The organism is Paenibacillus sp. Y660 (genome assembly GCF_057221575.1).
Genome location: NZ_JBXBBJ010000011.1, coordinates 65,615 through 82,197 on the forward strand (window position 1 = coordinate 65,615; position 16,583 = coordinate 82,197).

At 46.2% G+C, this 16,583-nt stretch carries 21 protein-coding genes and 2 pseudogenes; 9 read left to right on the top strand and 14 right to left on the bottom strand.

What is annotated here, in order from left to right:
* Window positions 1-34: 34 nt before the first annotated feature.
* Complete coding sequence (locus AC2TDN_RS14640; protein ID WP_484688504.1) at window positions 35-307, top strand: helix-turn-helix domain-containing protein; 273 nt, start codon at window positions 35-37, stop codon at window positions 305-307.
* A gap of 365 nt (window positions 308-672) precedes the next feature.
* Here the strand turns inward: AC2TDN_RS14640 and AC2TDN_RS14645 are convergent, their stop codons facing one another.
* The 5 genes from AC2TDN_RS14645 to AC2TDN_RS14665 all read right to left on the bottom strand — a co-directional run bounded on the left by AC2TDN_RS14645 (window position 673) and on the right by AC2TDN_RS14665 (window position 4,839).
* On the bottom strand, window positions 673-1,062 hold the full coding sequence (locus tag AC2TDN_RS14645) for a hypothetical protein (protein WP_484688505.1): 390 nt from the start codon (window positions 1,060-1,062) through the stop codon (window positions 673-675).
* 35 nt (window positions 1,063-1,097) lie between these two features.
* Window positions 1,098-1,265, bottom strand: a complete 168-nt coding sequence (locus AC2TDN_RS14650) for a hypothetical protein (protein ID WP_484688506.1) — start codon at window positions 1,263-1,265, stop codon at window positions 1,098-1,100.
* Window positions 1,266-1,310: 45 nt separating this feature from the next.
* Window positions 1,311-2,108 carry a lipid II flippase Amj family protein gene (locus AC2TDN_RS14655; protein WP_484688507.1) on the bottom strand — a complete coding sequence of 266 codons (798 nt, stop codon included), beginning with the start codon at window positions 2,106-2,108 and terminating at the stop codon, window positions 1,311-1,313.
* 199 nt (window positions 2,109-2,307) lie between these two features.
* Window positions 2,308-3,192: a TolB family protein gene (locus tag AC2TDN_RS14660; protein ID WP_484688508.1), complete on the bottom strand. Its 885-nt coding sequence runs from the start codon at window positions 3,190-3,192 to the stop codon at window positions 2,308-2,310.
* A 111-nt stretch (window positions 3,193-3,303) separates the two neighbouring features.
* The gene (locus AC2TDN_RS14665) at window positions 3,304-4,839 is read right to left on the bottom strand and encodes a tetratricopeptide repeat protein (protein WP_484688509.1); all 1,536 of its coding nucleotides are present in this window, start codon (window positions 4,837-4,839) and stop codon (window positions 3,304-3,306) included.
* A gap of 250 nt (window positions 4,840-5,089) precedes the next feature.
* On the opposite strand from AC2TDN_RS14665, the gene AC2TDN_RS14670 reads away from it, so the two are divergent.
* The 4 genes from AC2TDN_RS14670 to AC2TDN_RS14685 are packed head-to-tail and all read left to right on the top strand — an operon-like array spanning window position 5,090 to window position 7,757.
* A complete protein-coding gene (locus AC2TDN_RS14670; RefSeq protein WP_484688510.1) occupies window positions 5,090-6,016 on the top strand; it encodes an ABC transporter ATP-binding protein in 927 nt (308 codons plus the stop codon).
* Window positions 6,013-6,759, top strand: coding sequence for an ABC transporter permease (locus AC2TDN_RS14675; RefSeq protein WP_484688511.1), 747 nt, complete (start codon window positions 6,013-6,015; stop codon window positions 6,757-6,759). The genes AC2TDN_RS14670 and AC2TDN_RS14675 overlap by 4 nt, the downstream gene beginning before the upstream one ends.
* 34 nt (window positions 6,760-6,793) lie before the next feature.
* Entirely contained in the window at window positions 6,794-7,393 is a 600-nt protein-coding gene (locus AC2TDN_RS14680) for a hypothetical protein (RefSeq protein WP_484688512.1), read from the top strand.
* The gene (locus tag AC2TDN_RS14685; protein ID WP_484688513.1) at window positions 7,386-7,757 is read left to right on the top strand and encodes a winged helix-turn-helix domain-containing protein; all 372 of its coding nucleotides are present in this window, start codon (window positions 7,386-7,388) and stop codon (window positions 7,755-7,757) included. Before AC2TDN_RS14680 ends, AC2TDN_RS14685 begins: the two co-directional genes overlap by 8 nt.
* A gap of 28 nt (window positions 7,758-7,785) precedes the next feature.
* Here AC2TDN_RS14685 and AC2TDN_RS14690 read toward each other — a convergent pair whose 3' ends face one another.
* Entirely contained in the window at window positions 7,786-9,342 is a 1,557-nt protein-coding gene (locus AC2TDN_RS14690; RefSeq protein ID WP_482068756.1) for an ABC-F family ATP-binding cassette domain-containing protein, read from the bottom strand.
* Between the two features lie 371 nt (window positions 9,343-9,713).
* On the opposite strand from AC2TDN_RS14690, the gene AC2TDN_RS14695 reads away from it, so the two are divergent.
* Window positions 9,714-10,163 carry a YdeI/OmpD-associated family protein gene (locus AC2TDN_RS14695; RefSeq protein ID WP_484688514.1) on the top strand — a complete coding sequence of 150 codons (450 nt, stop codon included), beginning with the start codon at window positions 9,714-9,716 and terminating at the stop codon, window positions 10,161-10,163.
* 140 nt (window positions 10,164-10,303) lie between these two features.
* Here AC2TDN_RS14695 and AC2TDN_RS14700 read toward each other — a convergent pair whose 3' ends face one another.
* The 7 genes and pseudogenes from AC2TDN_RS14700 to AC2TDN_RS14730 all read right to left on the bottom strand — a co-directional run bounded on the left by AC2TDN_RS14700 (window position 10,304) and on the right by AC2TDN_RS14730 (window position 14,103).
* On the bottom strand, window positions 10,304-10,849 hold the full coding sequence (locus tag AC2TDN_RS14700; protein ID WP_484688515.1) for a GNAT family N-acetyltransferase: 546 nt from the start codon (window positions 10,847-10,849) through the stop codon (window positions 10,304-10,306).
* Window positions 10,850-10,995: 146 nt separating this feature from the next.
* Window positions 10,996-11,328, bottom strand: a complete 333-nt coding sequence (locus AC2TDN_RS14705; RefSeq protein ID WP_484688516.1) for a hypothetical protein — start codon at window positions 11,326-11,328, stop codon at window positions 10,996-10,998.
* Window positions 11,329-11,476: 148 nt separating this feature from the next.
* A pseudogene (locus AC2TDN_RS14710) lies at window positions 11,477-11,727 on the bottom strand (HAD hydrolase family protein); the annotation flags it as partial.
* Between the two features lie 44 nt (window positions 11,728-11,771).
* The gene (locus AC2TDN_RS14715; protein ID WP_484688517.1) at window positions 11,772-12,092 is read right to left on the bottom strand and encodes a hypothetical protein; all 321 of its coding nucleotides are present in this window, start codon (window positions 12,090-12,092) and stop codon (window positions 11,772-11,774) included.
* A gap of 270 nt (window positions 12,093-12,362) precedes the next feature.
* On the bottom strand, window positions 12,363-13,151 hold the full coding sequence (locus AC2TDN_RS14720) for an arylamine N-acetyltransferase family protein (RefSeq protein ID WP_484688518.1): 789 nt from the start codon (window positions 13,149-13,151) through the stop codon (window positions 12,363-12,365).
* A gap of 31 nt (window positions 13,152-13,182) precedes the next feature.
* Window positions 13,183-13,505: pseudogene (locus tag AC2TDN_RS14725) on the bottom strand (histidine phosphatase family protein).
* 181 nt (window positions 13,506-13,686) lie between these two features.
* Window positions 13,687-14,103: a hypothetical protein gene (locus AC2TDN_RS14730; RefSeq protein WP_484688519.1), complete on the bottom strand. Its 417-nt coding sequence runs from the start codon at window positions 14,101-14,103 to the stop codon at window positions 13,687-13,689.
* Between the two features lie 438 nt (window positions 14,104-14,541).
* Here AC2TDN_RS14730 and AC2TDN_RS14735 point away from each other — a divergent pair, with 438 nt between their 5' ends.
* The 3 genes from AC2TDN_RS14735 (at window position 14,542) to AC2TDN_RS14745 (ending at window position 16,014) form a co-directional block, all read left to right on the top strand.
* Complete coding sequence (locus AC2TDN_RS14735) at window positions 14,542-14,733, top strand: DUF2568 domain-containing protein (protein ID WP_484688520.1); 192 nt, start codon at window positions 14,542-14,544, stop codon at window positions 14,731-14,733.
* Between the two features lie 45 nt (window positions 14,734-14,778).
* Complete coding sequence (locus tag AC2TDN_RS14740; protein WP_484688521.1) at window positions 14,779-15,285, top strand: metallophosphoesterase family protein; 507 nt, start codon at window positions 14,779-14,781, stop codon at window positions 15,283-15,285.
* Between the two features lie 234 nt (window positions 15,286-15,519).
* Window positions 15,520-16,014: a DinB family protein gene (locus AC2TDN_RS14745; RefSeq protein ID WP_484688522.1), complete on the top strand. Its 495-nt coding sequence runs from the start codon at window positions 15,520-15,522 to the stop codon at window positions 16,012-16,014.
* Between the two features lie 115 nt (window positions 16,015-16,129).
* Here AC2TDN_RS14745 and AC2TDN_RS14750 read toward each other — a convergent pair whose 3' ends face one another.
* Entirely contained in the window at window positions 16,130-16,435 is a 306-nt protein-coding gene (locus tag AC2TDN_RS14750) for a GNAT family N-acetyltransferase (RefSeq protein ID WP_484688523.1), read from the bottom strand.
* Window positions 16,436-16,583 lie beyond the last annotated feature (148 nt).

Genomic DNA, 16,583 nt, shown 5'->3' on the forward strand with positions numbered 1-16,583 from the left:
GTTTTGCAGCTTAAAACGAACATACTTCCACGCCTTGTTTTTACGAGAGACCGGTCTCACTCCAAAAGCTTACCATCACAAATTGCTCATGAGACGAGACTCCCACCTTCTACTGGAGTGCGAACTCAGCGTAACGTCCATCGCCGAAAGGCTCGGATATCCCTCTATCCATCCCTTCACTCGGTTTCGGCGCCTTTTACGGCGTCAGCCCCAAGCATTACCGTCTACAGCCTCAGTCAAGAAAATAGTTACAAATGTGCTTATTGAGCAATTTCAGCGTGGGCGAGACGGCGAAAGGTCGCTGTAAGAACGCATATGTTCTTACAGCCCTAAGCTAACCCGTGTTTGTCGCCTTTAAGCACACATAGGTGCTTATTGAGCTAATTCGACGTAGGCAAGACGGCGAAAGGCGGCTTTAAGAACGCATATGCGCTTACAGCCTAGAACTAAGGCGAAGGTTGGCTATTGGCTTGGGTTTGTTAATGGTTTGTTCTATCTCATTTCGTATGCGGCAATTAAATATCCGCATGGCACACTCAAGGTAGATATGCCGCGCACAGATCGGCAGCAACTAAAGCATGCTTTTCCCATTAGAGGAACCCGCCACAGCAAAGCTGATCCCACCTCACCAAATTGCATATTGGCAGTATTTTTCACATGTTCAAATGCGAACTAGGAATAACTCAACAGAAGATCATTAGCTAAATTTCCGAACTGCCTAATATCTCTTAAATAATCATATCCATTAAAATTGCTTAACTGGTTATACATCCTGACGACGACAGCATCATACTTCGGCACAACAAGGCACGCACAGCCCGTAATGCCTAATATTTGATAAGAGCCGTTTGGCAGTCTCTCCCCTATCTGATTGAGAAGCGTGTAGCTTTGCAACCACCATATAAAACCGTTGCGAGGCAGATGAGTTGGCAAGCTGCTTGGCGTTTGAATTGTCGTTACACGTTCAAAAACAGGCTGAGGCAGCAATTGCTCTCCGCTTAGATAGCCCTTGGTGAGATGAATATAGCCCCACATCGCCAAATCTCTTGTACTAACGAACAAATTACTTTGGTCGCCTGCAGCACTGTTATTTGGGCCTACCCCATTTTCTTGATCCTCGTAATAGTTGTTCCTGAATACCACTCATTGACGACAGCATTATTTTTAATGATGTAAGCGGCTGCTGCTGTGGCTCCAATCTCTACTTGAGTGCTAAACACATAATCATTAAGTGGTTCAAAATGCTCGGTCGGTACTTTCTGCATAGCGATACTCTCCTTATCCGCCTCTTCGCTCACGCCTGCTCCGATCTAAATGACGGATACCAACCATTTGATCCAGTAAGCAGCTGGCACTAGCAGCACCTGAGCAAGCAGCGTTCCGAGTAACCGCGACACCATTAATAATCCAAAAATTTTATTAAGCGCGGTGATGTCTTTTTCTCCCCGAAGCACTTTGTCGGTAATTAATCCTATTTGCGGGTCGATAAGTATGGTCAGCAATATAGTGGCTACTCCGTTAATAAGTCCTGATGCCTGCGAGGCGGCGAATGAGTTTGCAGTTGTGAGTGTCGATGCCAGCAGAGCGGATAGGACGCCAATCGTATAAATAGCGGTCACTAAGCTGTTCAGAATGACCAGCCTTTTGGGAATGCCTCCGATCCGCAATCGGGACAGCATCGATAATTTGGGAATACGCAAATGATAGCGCACATTATGCAGCTTTTGAATGGAAACCGAGGTGCGGACCATTTGTGGGATGGAGCCCGCCACTTCGAAATGGGATATGACTCTCTTGGAAATGATTACTGCGGACGGAAAAAGCAATAAAGCGATAAAAGTTCCTGCACTAGAAGCGCTGATAATAATCCTCATCTGGTCGACTAGATTAAAATCACTATTTTCTTTGGCAAAATCTATCAATTTTCCGGTTAGCGGGGCTTGAACCATGTTGGCTGTTCTGGAAATAAGGAGGATAATGCCGGATAAGGATAAGGCAACCGCCAGCTTCCCTAAACGAACGCCTGCTGAACGAAGCGCATACGTGAGCGTCTCCGAGAGATGAATAATAAAAGTAAAGATGACAACGAGCAAAACTTGATCCAGCATATCGCACACCTCATCTCATGGTAACGGCATGTCTATTCTATTACAAATAATGCCATATGATCAATTATTTCTACTAATCTTTTAAACACGCTAAGCTGTAAGCAAAATAAAAAATAGTCTGCTGAGCATTCTCAACAAACTACTTTTCGTTACGCACCAGCGTTATATGAAATACCGTTTAGCTGCCGCAACTCTTCTTCTACTTTTTCAACTCATAGCTGACAAAAGCCAGCTGCCTGCTATCCGGCGACCATGAATTAACGTTAATGGTGCCCTGTCCCCCGAACAGCTCGGCCAAGGTACGGTATTCCCCTCCGCTGCTTGCCATTAGACGAATTTCAACGTTCTTGTTAGCAGGATGGTCGCTTGGGGCAACATCCCCCTTGCGATAAGTAATATAAGCGACGGATTCGCCATTTGGGGATACATGCGGGAACCAGCTGTTGCTCTCGTCATAAGTCATTTGAGTCTGCTCGCTCCCGTCTGCGTTCATCCGCCATACCTGCATCAAGCCTGATCTCACCGAATTGAACCAAATATGCCGCTTATCCGGCGAATATTCCGGCCCGTCATCTAGCCCTGGCGTATCAGTCAGCTGCGTCTCCACTCCGCCAGCAGCTGGAATAGTATAAATATCGTACTGTCCGTTCCGTTCAGCGCAATAGGACAAGGTACTGCCATCCGGCGACCAGCCGTGAAGATAGCTTGGCGCGAGCTCCGTAATGAGAGTGGGCTGATCACCGCCTGCAAGCGGGAGAATATAGATGCGCGACTGACCGTCCTCCTCTGAATGATGGCTGACAGCGATTTGAGTATCGTCCGGGGACAGCACATGGTCATTGTTGCAGCGGTTAGCGAAGCCCGAGTTGATCACCGTGCTCTCTCTTGAAGTGAGATCAAAGGAACAAAGCAAGCCTCCGCTGTTATAGATGAGTCGCTTGCCGTCTTTCGTCCAGTTCGGAGCCTCGATCAAATAATCGAACTCGGCCAGCACCTTTCGCTCGCCTGTCGTTACATCCACCGATTCAAGAAAGCTTTTTACGCTGCGGTCTGCATGTTTGAGAAGCTCTTGTAAGGTCTTCATCGTTATCTACCATCCTTTGGATGCCCGTATTGAATTACAAGTTCTTTAACTTTAACATCGCCATTGCAAACATGCGTTCATATCAGTCTTCCTTATTACTAACCATTCATCCTAAATGCGCAGCAGCGCCCTAGCTCCCTCATGCTGCGGATCAAGCGCTAAAGCACGCTGCGCATATTGTACTGCTTCTTCCCTCTCCAGCTCATAGCAGCAAATCGCCATGCCGTACAGCGTCTCGGCTGTACCGTCATTTCCGCTTAGCGACCGCTCAAAAAAGACCAGCGCATCCTCGTACAATTCCAGCTGATAAAGCAGAACGGCGCAGTCCAAAGCGAGGTCACGATTCTCCTTCATCGGATAATAGCCTGCCCACATAAGATGTATGCCATGGCGAAGATCCTCCATTTCCTCCTCTCCGGAATCCGGAACGAGAAGCAGCATACGCTTCGCGCTTTGAAGAAATAGCTGCGCATCGTAGCGGCCCAATCGCCAAAAAGCAATAATTTGAGACAGCCCCATTTGGTCCAAATGCTCATCGAACCACAGCTTTATGCTAAAGAAATCATCCGGCCCAAACCGATCGACAAATCGGCGGTAGGCTAAGCGCGTATTCGCATAGCTCGCCGGACTTTGAAGCATGAGAATGCAGCCCACATTCAAGTTTTTATAATGATGCTCGGTAAAATGGGACCAAGCTCCCTTTTGCTGAAAAGCATGCTGGATCGCATGATAATTAGCCGTCAATGAGAAGCTGCCGTGATGAATGAGCTTAGGCGGCTCGGCAAACGCCCAATTGTCCAAGCGATGGTCTCCTTTGTCCGCGGTAAGCAGCACAAAGCCCTCCTGCGATAACTGGCCAAGCCGCTCCAAACAGTTCAGCCCAATCTCCGGGAAGAGAATGTGCGAATCCTCAAGCTTATGCTTATACAGCTCGATCACATCCAGGTAAGGATACGAATTCTGCTCATATTCAGCGGCTCTGCGGTAATGATATTCGGGCTCCATTCTCTCCAGCATATTCGTAACAGCAGTTGCGTCCGCCTCATCAGGCAACGTCAAGGAAACTCTGCATTCAAAAATGCTGCCTTCATCCACATAAAGCAATTCCTGCGGGATGCTGTCAAAAAAGTAGTTGGCGATAATCAGCAATGGCTGCTTCAAGCCAGCTTGCCTTATTGTGTCGCCTGATTGCGTCAAATGCAGCTCCGCATCATGCACCGCATCAAACTTAGCGAAATCCAGCATCCCTTGCTGAATGAAGGGCTGCAGGCTTGGATGCTGCTGCCAATAGGCTACATTTTTGACTGGCAAATCACTCATCACATACCGGTATGGCGGAAGCGCAATGGCTGCATAATCGATCAGTTCGCCCAACTCCTTCAGCACTTGGAAGGCTAAGCGGCCCGAGCCCGCTCCAAGCTCAAGGATCGTCAACGGCTCCGCTTCGCTGCCCAGCCTTGCTCTATCCTGAAGAAATCCAAATATCATTTCCGCGTACGCCGTTGCAATGACTGGGTTATTTGTAATGTATTGCGGTACTTCCTCGTTCTGCCATGCCTCGATGCCCTGTTCTTCGAAATAAGCACGCTGCAGCTCCCAAATAGGCGCTTCACTAAAACGGTAAATCGGCTGATCGCTATTATTCATTCTAATAAACCTACTTTGCTCTATGTAATAAAAGGATTTAATCGATGCCCTATCAAGTATGCTAGGTCTAATCCACCAGATTTAAACCTAGCATCTGAAAGCAGCGTTGTCTATACACATCATTTATTGGCTAGCTTATCCGATTTGTCATCGCCCAATTTCAAATACAGTTATTGACAACCATTTCAATTCAGATCACTCTGGATTACAGAGTAATCTGAATGAATATGTTTTTGAGAGGAATGAAGCCATGCAAGCCGTAATTCAGCTTGATCAAGTATGCAAGCAGTATGGAACTACAGTTGCTGTCGATCATATAACGATGCAAGTGAATAAGGGAGAAATCTTTGGCATCGTAGGTCCCAATGGTGCTGGAAAAACAACATTAATCGAAATTCTCGAAGGCTTGCGAAATGCAGACAGCGGCGTTGCAACGGTATTAGGCAAGGACATCCGCAAGCATGCTCAGGAGATCAAGCAGCGAATTGGCGTGCTGCTGCAATCCACCGCCATTCCGGAGAAGGCGAAGATCAAAGAAGTGCTGCACATGTTCGGGTCGCTATACAAGAAAACCGCCGATCCTAGTGAGATTGCAGCCTTTCTCGGTCTTGAGGATAAGCAGAACGCCTACATCAAATCGCTGTCCGGCGGGTGGAAGCAGCGCGTGTCGCTGGCACTCGCGTTAATCAATGATCCGGAAATTATTTTTCTCGACGAGCCCAGCATGGGCTTGGACCCGAATGCCCGCAGCGAGATGTGGGAAATGATTCATCGGCTTAAGAAGCAAGGACGAACGATTGTCGTAACGACCCACTACATGGAGGAAGCTGAATATTTGTGCGACCGGATTGCGGTAATCAGCCGCGGGCGGCTGGTCGCTCTCGATACGCCTCAGAAGCTAATCTCCATGCTGGGCGGTACGAAGCGCATCAGCTTCAAGAATCCCGGCACTTCGGGCGAATCGCGCTTTGCGAAGCTGGCGCATGTCACCCATGTCGAATACGGAGCTGATATGATCAAGCTGCATTCGAGCCATATCGATGAGACGCTAAAGCAGCTTTTCCACTTGGCTGCACAGGAAAATTGGATGGTTAGCGGGCTCCGGCTCGAGGATGCATCAATGAACGATGTCTTTACCGAAATGACCCTGCAAGGCAAGAAGGAGGCTGCGCGATGAATGCTCTAATTCGGCTTATTGCTTTTGATTTCCGCTTGTATTTGCGCGATTGGCTGACGATATTTTGGATGCTTGTCTATCCGATTCTGATGCTGCTTATCTTTGGTTCCGTATTCGGCAACCAGCCAGGAGCGCTGGAAGGCGCTACATTCATTGATTCCTATATTCCCGCGTTATGCGCGATGAATGTTATCTCTGTATCCGTATTCACGTTAAATATTAATATGATTACACAACGGGAGAGCGGTATTTTGCGAAGATACCGGGTTAGCCCTATCCGCTCAGGAGCGGTCCTGCTGTCCCATTCCATTCAGGGCATCATTCTTGTACTTGCAGGTGCGGTCGAAATTATCGTCATTGCCAGTTTAGTTTGGGATATTCAGTTCTCTGTATCATCGCTGCTCATGCTCTTTGCTTGCCTGTTGTTTGGTTGTCTCAGCTTCTTTCCACTTGGGTTTGCCTTGTCGGGACTTACCAATACGCCTGGAGCTGCCAGCGGTTTGGCAATGGCCGTATTCTTCCCTTCCCTCTTTCTATCCGGAATTGCAATGCCAGTCGATATTTTGCCAACGTTCATGCAGAGAGTAAGCGACTGGCTGCCCATGTCCTATTTCGTTGAGCTTGCCCGCGGGTTGTGGCTGGGAGAGTCAATCGCTTCGTTTGGGCTTGCCACTACGATCATGGCTGGATTCGCCGTTGTTTGCTGGGTGCTGGCGTTCTTCCTTTTCAGATGGGAGAAATAAGGATAAAATGGTTTTAGGTTAAGGAGTGGTTGGGTTGAAAAAGGAACAAGACTTGGCGCATGCCACAGAGTCTCTGCAGGCTTTGCGCGACATTGATTTCATTAAGCAAATCATTACACGGAACGAGAAGAAAATGGATTATTCCCCGCCCTACTTGTTCATTTGGGGCACTTTCCTGATGCTCGGGATGATCGGCATGCATTTCGACAGCGCAACATGGCCGATGTGGTATTGGCCGATTGGCTCGGTCCTCGGCAGCGTTCTTTCCGCCGTTACCGGCATTCGGCAATCTCGTCATTTGACTAAAAAGGCAGGTGGCGGCACGAACGGATGGATGTTTGGGCTGCCTTTCCTTGTAATGATGGTCGCCGGCTTTTTTATGATGGCAACGGGAATGGTGAAGGCCGAATATATCCCTCTATTCTGGTTCATGCTCGTAGGGATTCTCTATGTGTCCATGGGGGCGCTCTTGGGAAAAGGGCCCGTGATGATCGGCATTTGGTTTATTGTGCTAGCCGCTGCGACAAGGCTCTTTTTTCTCGACTATCAGTTTATGGTTCTAGGACTGCTGGGCGGCGGGAGTCTTGTCTTAGCAGGGGTATTGCTTCAGCGCCGGAGAGGGCGTCATGAGTGACAATCTGCTGGATGCCATCGACGATACGATACATGCCAAAGCTCGCTTAGGCATTATGAGCATGCTTATGGTACACGGCGAATGCGACTTCAGCTTCCTGCGCGGTGAACTGAGCCTGACCGAAGGAAATCTGGGCAATCATATCCGCGTGCTGGAGGAAGCCGCCTATATTCAGGTGGAAAAGACGTTCGCCGGCAGGCGGCCCAAGACGATCTGCTCCCCCACGCAGCTTGGGCTAGACATGTTCCAGCAATATATTGAGGGATTGGAAAAAATCATTCAATGGCGCGCTCCACAAAGAAAGACCCCGAGCAGCAAGCGTGACGCACAAACCAAAAAAAGCCTATCTGACCCTAACGGTTAGATAGGCTTTTTTGACATTGCAGGACGAATTAAAATACTTTTGTCGTCCATGACTCACAGTTCCAAGTATCTGTAACGACATCGCGATAAAATTCCGGTTCATGGGAAATGAGCAGAATGCTGCCTTTGTACGCCTTAAGGGCGCGCTTCAGCTCGTCCTTCGCATCCACGTCCAAGTGGTTGGTCGGCTCATCGAGCACTAGCAGATTCGTCTCGCTGTTGATCAGTTTGCAGAGGCGCACCTTAGCCTTCTCGCCACCGCTTAGGACAGCGATTTTGCTCTCGATATGCTTGGTCGTGAGTCCGCACTTCGCTAGTGCCGCACGCACTTCAAACTGCGATAAGGAAGGGAACTCCTTCCATACTTCCTCGATGCAAGTATTGTAATTGGCATCCTTTATTTCCTGTTGGAAATAGCCGACCTGTTGGTGCTCCCCGCGTTGAACCGAGCCGGATAACGCCTGAATCTCGCCTAAAATGCTGCGCAGCAGCGTCGTTTTCCCAATTCCGTTCGCGCCGACAAGCGCAATCTTCTGCCCGCGCTCCATACGGAGGTCGAGCGGTCTCGATAGCGGGCTGTCATAGCCGATTACAAGCTCCTTTGTTTCGAAAATAAGCTTGCCGGAGGTTCTTCCATCCTTGAAGTTAAACTGCGGCTTCGGCTTTTCCTTCGCAATCTCGATGACATCCATTTTATCGAGCTTCTTCTGCCGGGACATCGCCATATTTCTCGTCGCAACGCTCGCTTTGTTCCGGGCTACGAAATCTTTAAGATCAGCAATTTCCTGCTGTTGGCGCTTAAAAGCAGATTCCAGCTGCTGCTTCTTCATCTCGTGAACCTGCTGGAAATATTCATAATCGCCAACATAACGGTTAAGCTCTTGATTTTCCATATGATAAATCAGGTTAATGACGCTGTTAAGGAACGGAATGTCATGTGAAATAAGAATAAAGGCATTCTCATACTCCTGCAGGTAACGCTTCAACCATTCGATATGCTGCTCATCCAAATAGTTCGTAGGCTCATCCAGGAGCAAAATGTCCGGCTTTTCTAGCAAAAGCTTTGCCAGCAGCACCTTCGTCCGCTGTCCGCCGCTCAGATCGTTAACATCTTTGTCCAATCCAATATCGGTAAGCCCGAGACCGCGGGCTGTCTCTTCGATCTTCGCGTCGATCAAGTAAAAATCTTGATTTGTCAGCGTATCCTGTATCGTTCCGACATCCTCAAGCAGCTGTTCAAGCTCCTCCGGCGTGACATCGCCCATAATGCCATACTTGTCGTTCATTTCCTGTTCCATATCGAACAGATACTGAAAGGCACCTTTCAGCACGTCGCGGATCGTGGACCCTTTGCTCAGCACCGCATGCTGGTCAAGATAGCCAACGCGCATCCGCTTGGACCACTCCACCTTGCCGTCATCCGGCTGAAGCTTTCCTGTAATGATGTTCATGAAAGTGGACTTGCCCTCGCCGTTCGCGCCGATCAGTCCGATGTGCTCGCCCTTAAGCAGGCGGAAGGATACGTCAGTGAAGATCGCACGATCTCCAAAGCCATGACTTAGTCGTTCTACGTTTAATATGCTCATGAATGACACCTTTTCTTTTGGAATATTCTCGTTATATTATAAACGTTATGGTACCAACAACTCAATGTAGGATTCTGGTTTCGGTAAAAAGGCCATCCCCCGAGGCGATAAACCTTGGGAGATGACCATTTTCAAATGAAAATGATGAACTGGGACTGGTTGGTTATTCCCTTCTACAGGCCCGGCATATCCCCGCTTCCAGGGCCTGCTTCTCGGGAAAGATCACCTTTTTTTCTCGCAAAACGTTCGTTGCGGCTGCTTCTTTATTGGTTTATCCTTTATGTAGCAAGCATCTATAAGCAAACTGCCTCAGTTGATTATCCATATTAAATAACCGGCTATCGGAGCATATGAAAGAGGAGGGTCATTCCATGAAATTCCAAGCAAGCATTCTGCTTAGCGGCAAGACGGCAACTGGTATTCGTGTTCCAGAAGAAATCGTCGCAGCTCTCGGGACGAGCAAGAAGCCGCCTGTCAAAATTACGATCAATGATTTTACCTACAGAAGTACTGTGGCATCGATGGGCGGACATTTCATGATCCCCGTCAGTGCGGAGATACGCAAGGGTGCCGGCGTTGAGGCAGGAGATGAAGTGGAAGTTGATGTTGAGTTGGATACCGAGACTCGTGAGGTTGTCGTACCGGCGGACTTTCTAAATGCACTTGAAAATGAAACAGAGGCAAAGCAATTTTTCGACGGCTTGTCCTACAGCAACAAGCGGCGCTTGGTGCTAGCCATCGAGGATGCCAAGACTGCCGAAACGCGGCAACGACGTATAGACAAAACAACAGCTATGCTGAGAGAAGGACGAGCCCAGTAGCAAAGTCAAACTTACGCTGCGAGCCAAGCTGTCATTATTGTTTTAAAGCAATGACAGCTTGGCATAAAATCACCCTATTCTCCAAGTTAGCAGCAACTCAACTACAATCCCAGACTGTGCATAAGCATTCAAATTCAACCTTACAGCTCCCCATATTCATTACTCGTTAAACCAAAAATATATTCATCGAAGTGTTGTCCGTTCGTAAAAATCATATTCCTAAGCTTTCCTTCTTCACGGAAACCGAGATGCTTATGAAGTGCGATCGAACCCTCGTTAAAAGCATAAATATGTGCATTAACCTTCTGATAACGCAATTCCTCAAAGTAATACCGCAGCAATATCATGATTGCTTCTGCAGCGTAGCCTTTACGCCAATGCTCTCTAAAAATAGCAGCGCCATACTTAAACGTTCCATGCCGCGGATCACAGCTATGCGTGCTTATGCTGCCAACGAGCACACCATCCAACTTTTCAATGGCGAGCATGACGCTATCGCCTTCCGGCGCCTTGGATGCCTGATGATCTGCCCAAGCTTTTGTCCCTTCTCCCGATCTTGGAAAATGGATCACATCGCATGCTCTAGCACATTCAGAGTCGTAATCATTATGATGGAACCTTTCCCAATCGCCAGGGACAATGGCACGCAATCTAATTTTGCTGCCTGACCATACATTATTGTTCATTTTGATCCTCCAGAAAGGGTTTTCTTTCATAGCAGATGCGATTTTACGTTCATTTTCATTTGCACTCTGTTCTAACCGAATGGAATCCCGTATATTAGACTTCCATTAATACACCGTAATCGAAATCCCCTTGGGCTCAACCGGGGCTACCCCGTGAAATATCCTACGATGCATTTACGCTGCGGAGTATGGAATGGCGTGAGCTCGTCTTCAACTGGGAACGGGAATAGCGGGCCAGATTTTCCGGTGGCATCGATTAATAGCTCATAAGACTCAGCCAATGTCTCAATCTCGTTCTGGGCTACGCGGCCTTTGCGAAAGCCCACTCCTTCCTGCGTCAAATCTTCCATCGCTTTGGAGAAGGCCATGCGCTGATCGACAGAAACGGCTTCGCCCGTCAGCCTCCCAACAAATAGCTTTTGCTGGCCCATGCTAAAGTGGATCGTTTGGATGGGAGGAGCTGCATCTGTTGCCGGCATGTGAAAGCGCTGCTCCCGGTCCTGCGTCGGATGAAAATGAACCTGGGTCGATTGGATTCTTCCACGTCGAATCTCATCTTCCCCTTTGAAAGGTTTCTATTAGAATATCGAAAATCTTCTTCAACCAAAAGTAAATAATTACCTACTGTTAAATTATGCTAAATTGTTTTAACGCGTAAAAAACCCCGCCTTCGCTTGCCTTTTTGGTGACGAAGTCCGCTTGTTGCTTTAGCCTTTCCTCACCATTTCCCATCGATAGAGGCCTACATGCTCCAGCATGTCGATGTCATTTCCGCCGTCGCCAAAAGCGATGGCTTCTGACTTGCAAATGCTGTAATAGTCCAATATTTTTTTAATCGCAGCCGATTTGGAAACTTCCGTTTCTTCCAGCACGTTTAGGCCTTACAGGAATGTTTAAAATAGCAATCTACTTTTGCTTTGATTTATTTAGATGCTTTTTTGTATTCCCCGTCTAATTCAACCGCAATGGCTTCAATGGGATCTATCCCCTTGATCTCGTATAATTTACTTCCCACTGGAATAAAGTTTGATTCTTCATTCTTTTTTGGCATTGGATCAACTTGTCGTTTCACTGCACCGACTTGATTTCCAATCTTATCAAGTGTGACTTTCTCCACTGATAAATGATATTGGGTGTTGTTAAAAATAATAACTATTGGGTATTCTGCTGCTGTTTTAGTTGAACATCCTGCCAACACAATAACAAGTAGTGTAGTCATTACAATAAAAAGACACTTTTTCAAATCGTTCCCCTCCCTTATACAGGATTAAACGTACCAAATAAAAATTAAGTTACACATCCTAATTATACTCGCAGAAGAAGCATTTCGGTGCCACAAGCAAGAAAGCGTCTCCCGTTCATAAAAGGAGACATTTCGAACCACCCAAAAAAAAATGAAGCTACCTGAAAGCAACCTCAAATTGAGTCATGTTGTATGTTATGGATATCAGTTCTGTAGAAAGTAGCAGAGCTCCTAGTTTCATTATGGCAGCCCTTTATTCAATAACTCTCTTTAATTATTTATGCTAATTCCAAAATGAGTCCGCAAAGCTTCTGCATATTCTTCTTTCGTCTTTGGCGTGAAGGCCTTAACGCCCTCTTCGGTGAATATTCGAAACTCCTCGCCTGCTATCGTATTTCTCCCCGCGCTTGTCCGAATGGCCACCATGGCATCTTTTACAAAAATAGAATCAGGGGCATTTTCACACCAATAAGACGTCATCAGAAAATCTTTAGGCAGCTGAGGCTCCTCCGTAAAAGAGTAGAGACGGCTCCACTGCCCCTTCTTCCTCTCATTTAAGATCCACCCGAAATAATCGTCCCGCTCCAGTTTGTAGGCCTCGTCTATTTGCTCATGAACGACATTTTCGATCATATGAATTGGGCTCCGGGGTGCAATGCCACCCACTCCCACATCGCACAAATACAGTTCTCCATCGGCTTCTACCTGCAAAATATGATGTCTGCGTTTAGGCGGTGTATCCGTCTCGTCGCGCCAAAATCTGGCGAAATAATTAGTCACCTTAAAGCCTAACTCCATTAACAACCATCCGAAAAGAGCATTCAGCTCAAAGCAGTAGCCACCGCGGCGACGGGTAACGATTTTATCTAATAAGTCAGGAACCTCCAAAGATAATGGCACCCGGTTTAAAATATCAAAATTTTCATAGGGAACGGTATGCACATGACACTCTTGGAGCTTATTAAGCGTCGCAATGCTAGTGTCAATGGGTCCGCTATATCCAATCCGTTCAAGATAAGCTAATACTTCTGGCTTCAAATTGTTGCTGTTAATTTTCATTTTCTCTACTCCTCGCTGTTAGTAGATTTAATTAGTTCCATACCCTCTCCAATTGATTCGAACGAAATGTTATCTTATAGATGTCCGGCATTGATGTCGAATCCCAAAATTCAAAGCCATATTTATCGTCATAATAATTCATAATGATCGTCATGATATTTCCATGCTGTATTGAATGGTCTGTACTGCCCTTGTGTACGGACTAGATGCCATATAATGAACGTCCACATCAGCGAAAAAATCGGCAACTCGCTTCGCTGCCGCAAAGCCTTCCGTCGAAAGTCCTCGCGTTCTCTCTTGTCCAAATTCATAAGTTGATTCCGCATGCCTTACCATATAGACTGTCGTTTTCATGTATCCTCCAAGGGAATTCGAGTTTCTAATAGTTATGAATTCCACAATTTATTTCTTTATTCTTCCCGCTCATTTCCGTAGTAATAAAAGATGCCATCTGTATAGACTTATAAAGCTAACCCCTACAAAGTAATAACTCATAGGCAAAATTACAAAAAAATAAACTCCCACTCCCCGTCAGTTAAAAATCGACCTTATGGTTTTTAGTAGTTAATTTTAAAATCAATGATGTTAAAATAGAGATTGTTATTACCGAAATCATTGATATTAAACTGGCAACAAATAAATCGTCACTATACTCATTAATCTTCATTCCTAAAGTTAAAGGCATTCCATCTTCATTTCCAGTTGGAAAGAAATACATGATATGGTCCGCTATTAAATCAATTAATCCTAATACTAAGCAAAATAAAAATCCTATTATGGCTGAACTACCTAAAATTACACTAAACCTACTCTGCTGTTTGTTGAATATTATAGATATAGCTGATAATGAACCAACTATGATAAATAACTCTGTCCGTTCTACATAAAGCGATTTCGTTACAAAAAGTAAAATCGTTGTTAATACAACAACCAAACCTATAATTTTTTTCATTGCAACCCCTCCTTATTATTTGTATGTATATTACCATAAAAAACCAATTAAGCAACTATCCTACCTTTTAATGAGGCATTTGTCTCACAAATATCTTCAAATCTTGAGAGTATACTTCGAGCCTTTTCCTCTGTATTCACTTTGAAAACGCATGCCAATGAATGCTTTTATGCATTTAAATCCCCCTACTGCTGTGCTCTTTTAAGTAATTATTCTATAAGGATAATACACCTGTTATCCTACCAGTTAGCTTGATAAGGAGGAAGAACGTACCGTTTGCGTTATAATACTTGAAGCATCAAAATAATAGGCTTTTCTATGATGTTAAAATGGCCAGAATATGTTCATATCCCTTGCCTAAACTAACACCATTAGTTAAACTACAACTAATGACATTAGTTTCATGTGAGGGGAAAATAAGTTGATCATATTTCAAAGGTGTTCTGGGGACTCTTCGTAGCACCCAAAGCAACCTACCCCGTTACCATTCCTGTTCGTCACCTGCTTCAGATAGCGGTTTTCTCGTTGGCTAGTTTAGCACTTTATGCATCTGGACAGAAAACAATAGCAGTCGGTTTTTTCGTTTTTGCATTGATTGTTGTCTTATTGGTCTATTTGATGAAAATATGAAATACGAATGTAGGATATGAAGACAAGGAATCGAGGTCGGTGAGGATGAAAATCGTCGTCGTATCTGATACGCATATGCCCAAAATGAACAAGAAACTGCCGGATCGATTGCTTCGCGAGCTAAAAACGGCGAAAGCTATCATTCATGCAGGTGATTGGACGAACCTATCCGTGTACGAGGCTTTGGCAGCATTCGCCCCGATCTACGGTGTCGCAGGTAACAATGATGGAGCAGACATTATCCGCAAGTTTGGATCGCAGAGGCAAGTAGAATTCGAAGGTGTAAGAATGGGTATTGTTCACGGACATGGTGATGGGAAAAGAATAAATACGGAAGCGCGTGCGTTACAATCCTTCAAGAATGTTCATTTGAATGTGCTGATCTATGGCCATTCCCATATTCCAGTACTTAAGCACTCAGGTGGCCTGCTGGTATTTAATCCCGGGTCGCCAACTGATAAGAGGAGGCAGCCCATGTATTCGTTCGGCATTTTTCAACTTGCTGGTGGAACAGTATCTGCCAAGCATATATTTTACAATGACAAATCGTAGGATTATAGCCGTTTCTGGCTTAAGGTACCCATCACAGCGAACTTAATTCGCAGAGGCTTATTTTAATGGGATTATTACAAAAGGCGGTTCTTCCTCCTCGGGAAAGCCGCCTTTTCACTTGCCTTATCCTCAGCTCGCGGGCAGAATAGCGCAATATCATAGCCGGTTAACCAGATAGAATTCCGAACAAATGGAATTTATGGTATGATAAACCACAAGAGAGGAGATGGATTTATGGTTAAACAACTGATCATCGGCGACGCAACGCATGAACTGGAAACTACGCGACGCATTCTGGAACGCTTGCCCGAGGAGCATATGACATGGAAGCCACATGAGAAATCGATGACGTTTGGCGGACTGGCCACGCACCTGATCAACCTGCTGAACTGGCAAATCGCCATTTTTCAATACCCAGAGCTCGATCTTTCGACCGTTCCGCTGCGGCGGGAGCCTTTGGAGAAACGCGCTGACGTTCTGGAGGAGTTCGACGCGAACGTCAGCAAGGTTAAAAAGCTGTTTACCGAATGCGACGAGAAAGCACTTGGCGAGGAATGGACGCTGCGCCACGGCGACCATATCATCCTCCGCGAGCCGCGGGCGATCGCTCTCCGCACCTTCGGATTAAGCCACATGGTCCACCACCGGGCGCAGCTCGGGGTATACTTGCGGCTTCTCGATATTCCGGTGCCGGGCCTCTACGGTCCCTCGGCCGACGAGGACGCCTAATGAACTAAGTTTCTCGATCTATGCCGGGCAGGGTGGGATTCTTGTGAATCTTTTAACAAAAGACCACCCTGTCTCCTGAGCGGTCCCTTGTATTTGCATATAATCCTTTTTTCGCTTATGAAACCGAAATTTCTTTTTCCATAATAAAATCATCCATGACGAATCCATTACCGATATCCGCAACTTGTTCTCGTACGGTATTAAAGCCTTTTTTCTCATATACCGCAATAGTGGATTCGTTATGACGATTGACCATCAGCCAAATATGTCTTAGATTTCGGTCTTTGCAAAGCTGTTCAAGAAATGCCGACGCTTGGCTGGCATAACCGCGTCCCCGGTGCTCCTTCCCAATATAAAACTTGTCAGGAAGAGCTTCCCCTCTTCTAATATTCTCGCCATATTTCTGCCGCCAATCGAGCAACCTCAGCGATTTCTTCTGCTGTATTCACGATTGAAAAAATAAGCTTCATGACTTGTGTCCGCCTTTCCTTGATCTCTCACTTCAAGCTTTCAATAGAATATTATAATTTTCAGCAGAGGGTTAGTCGCTATTAGCGGAGCAAAAGGAA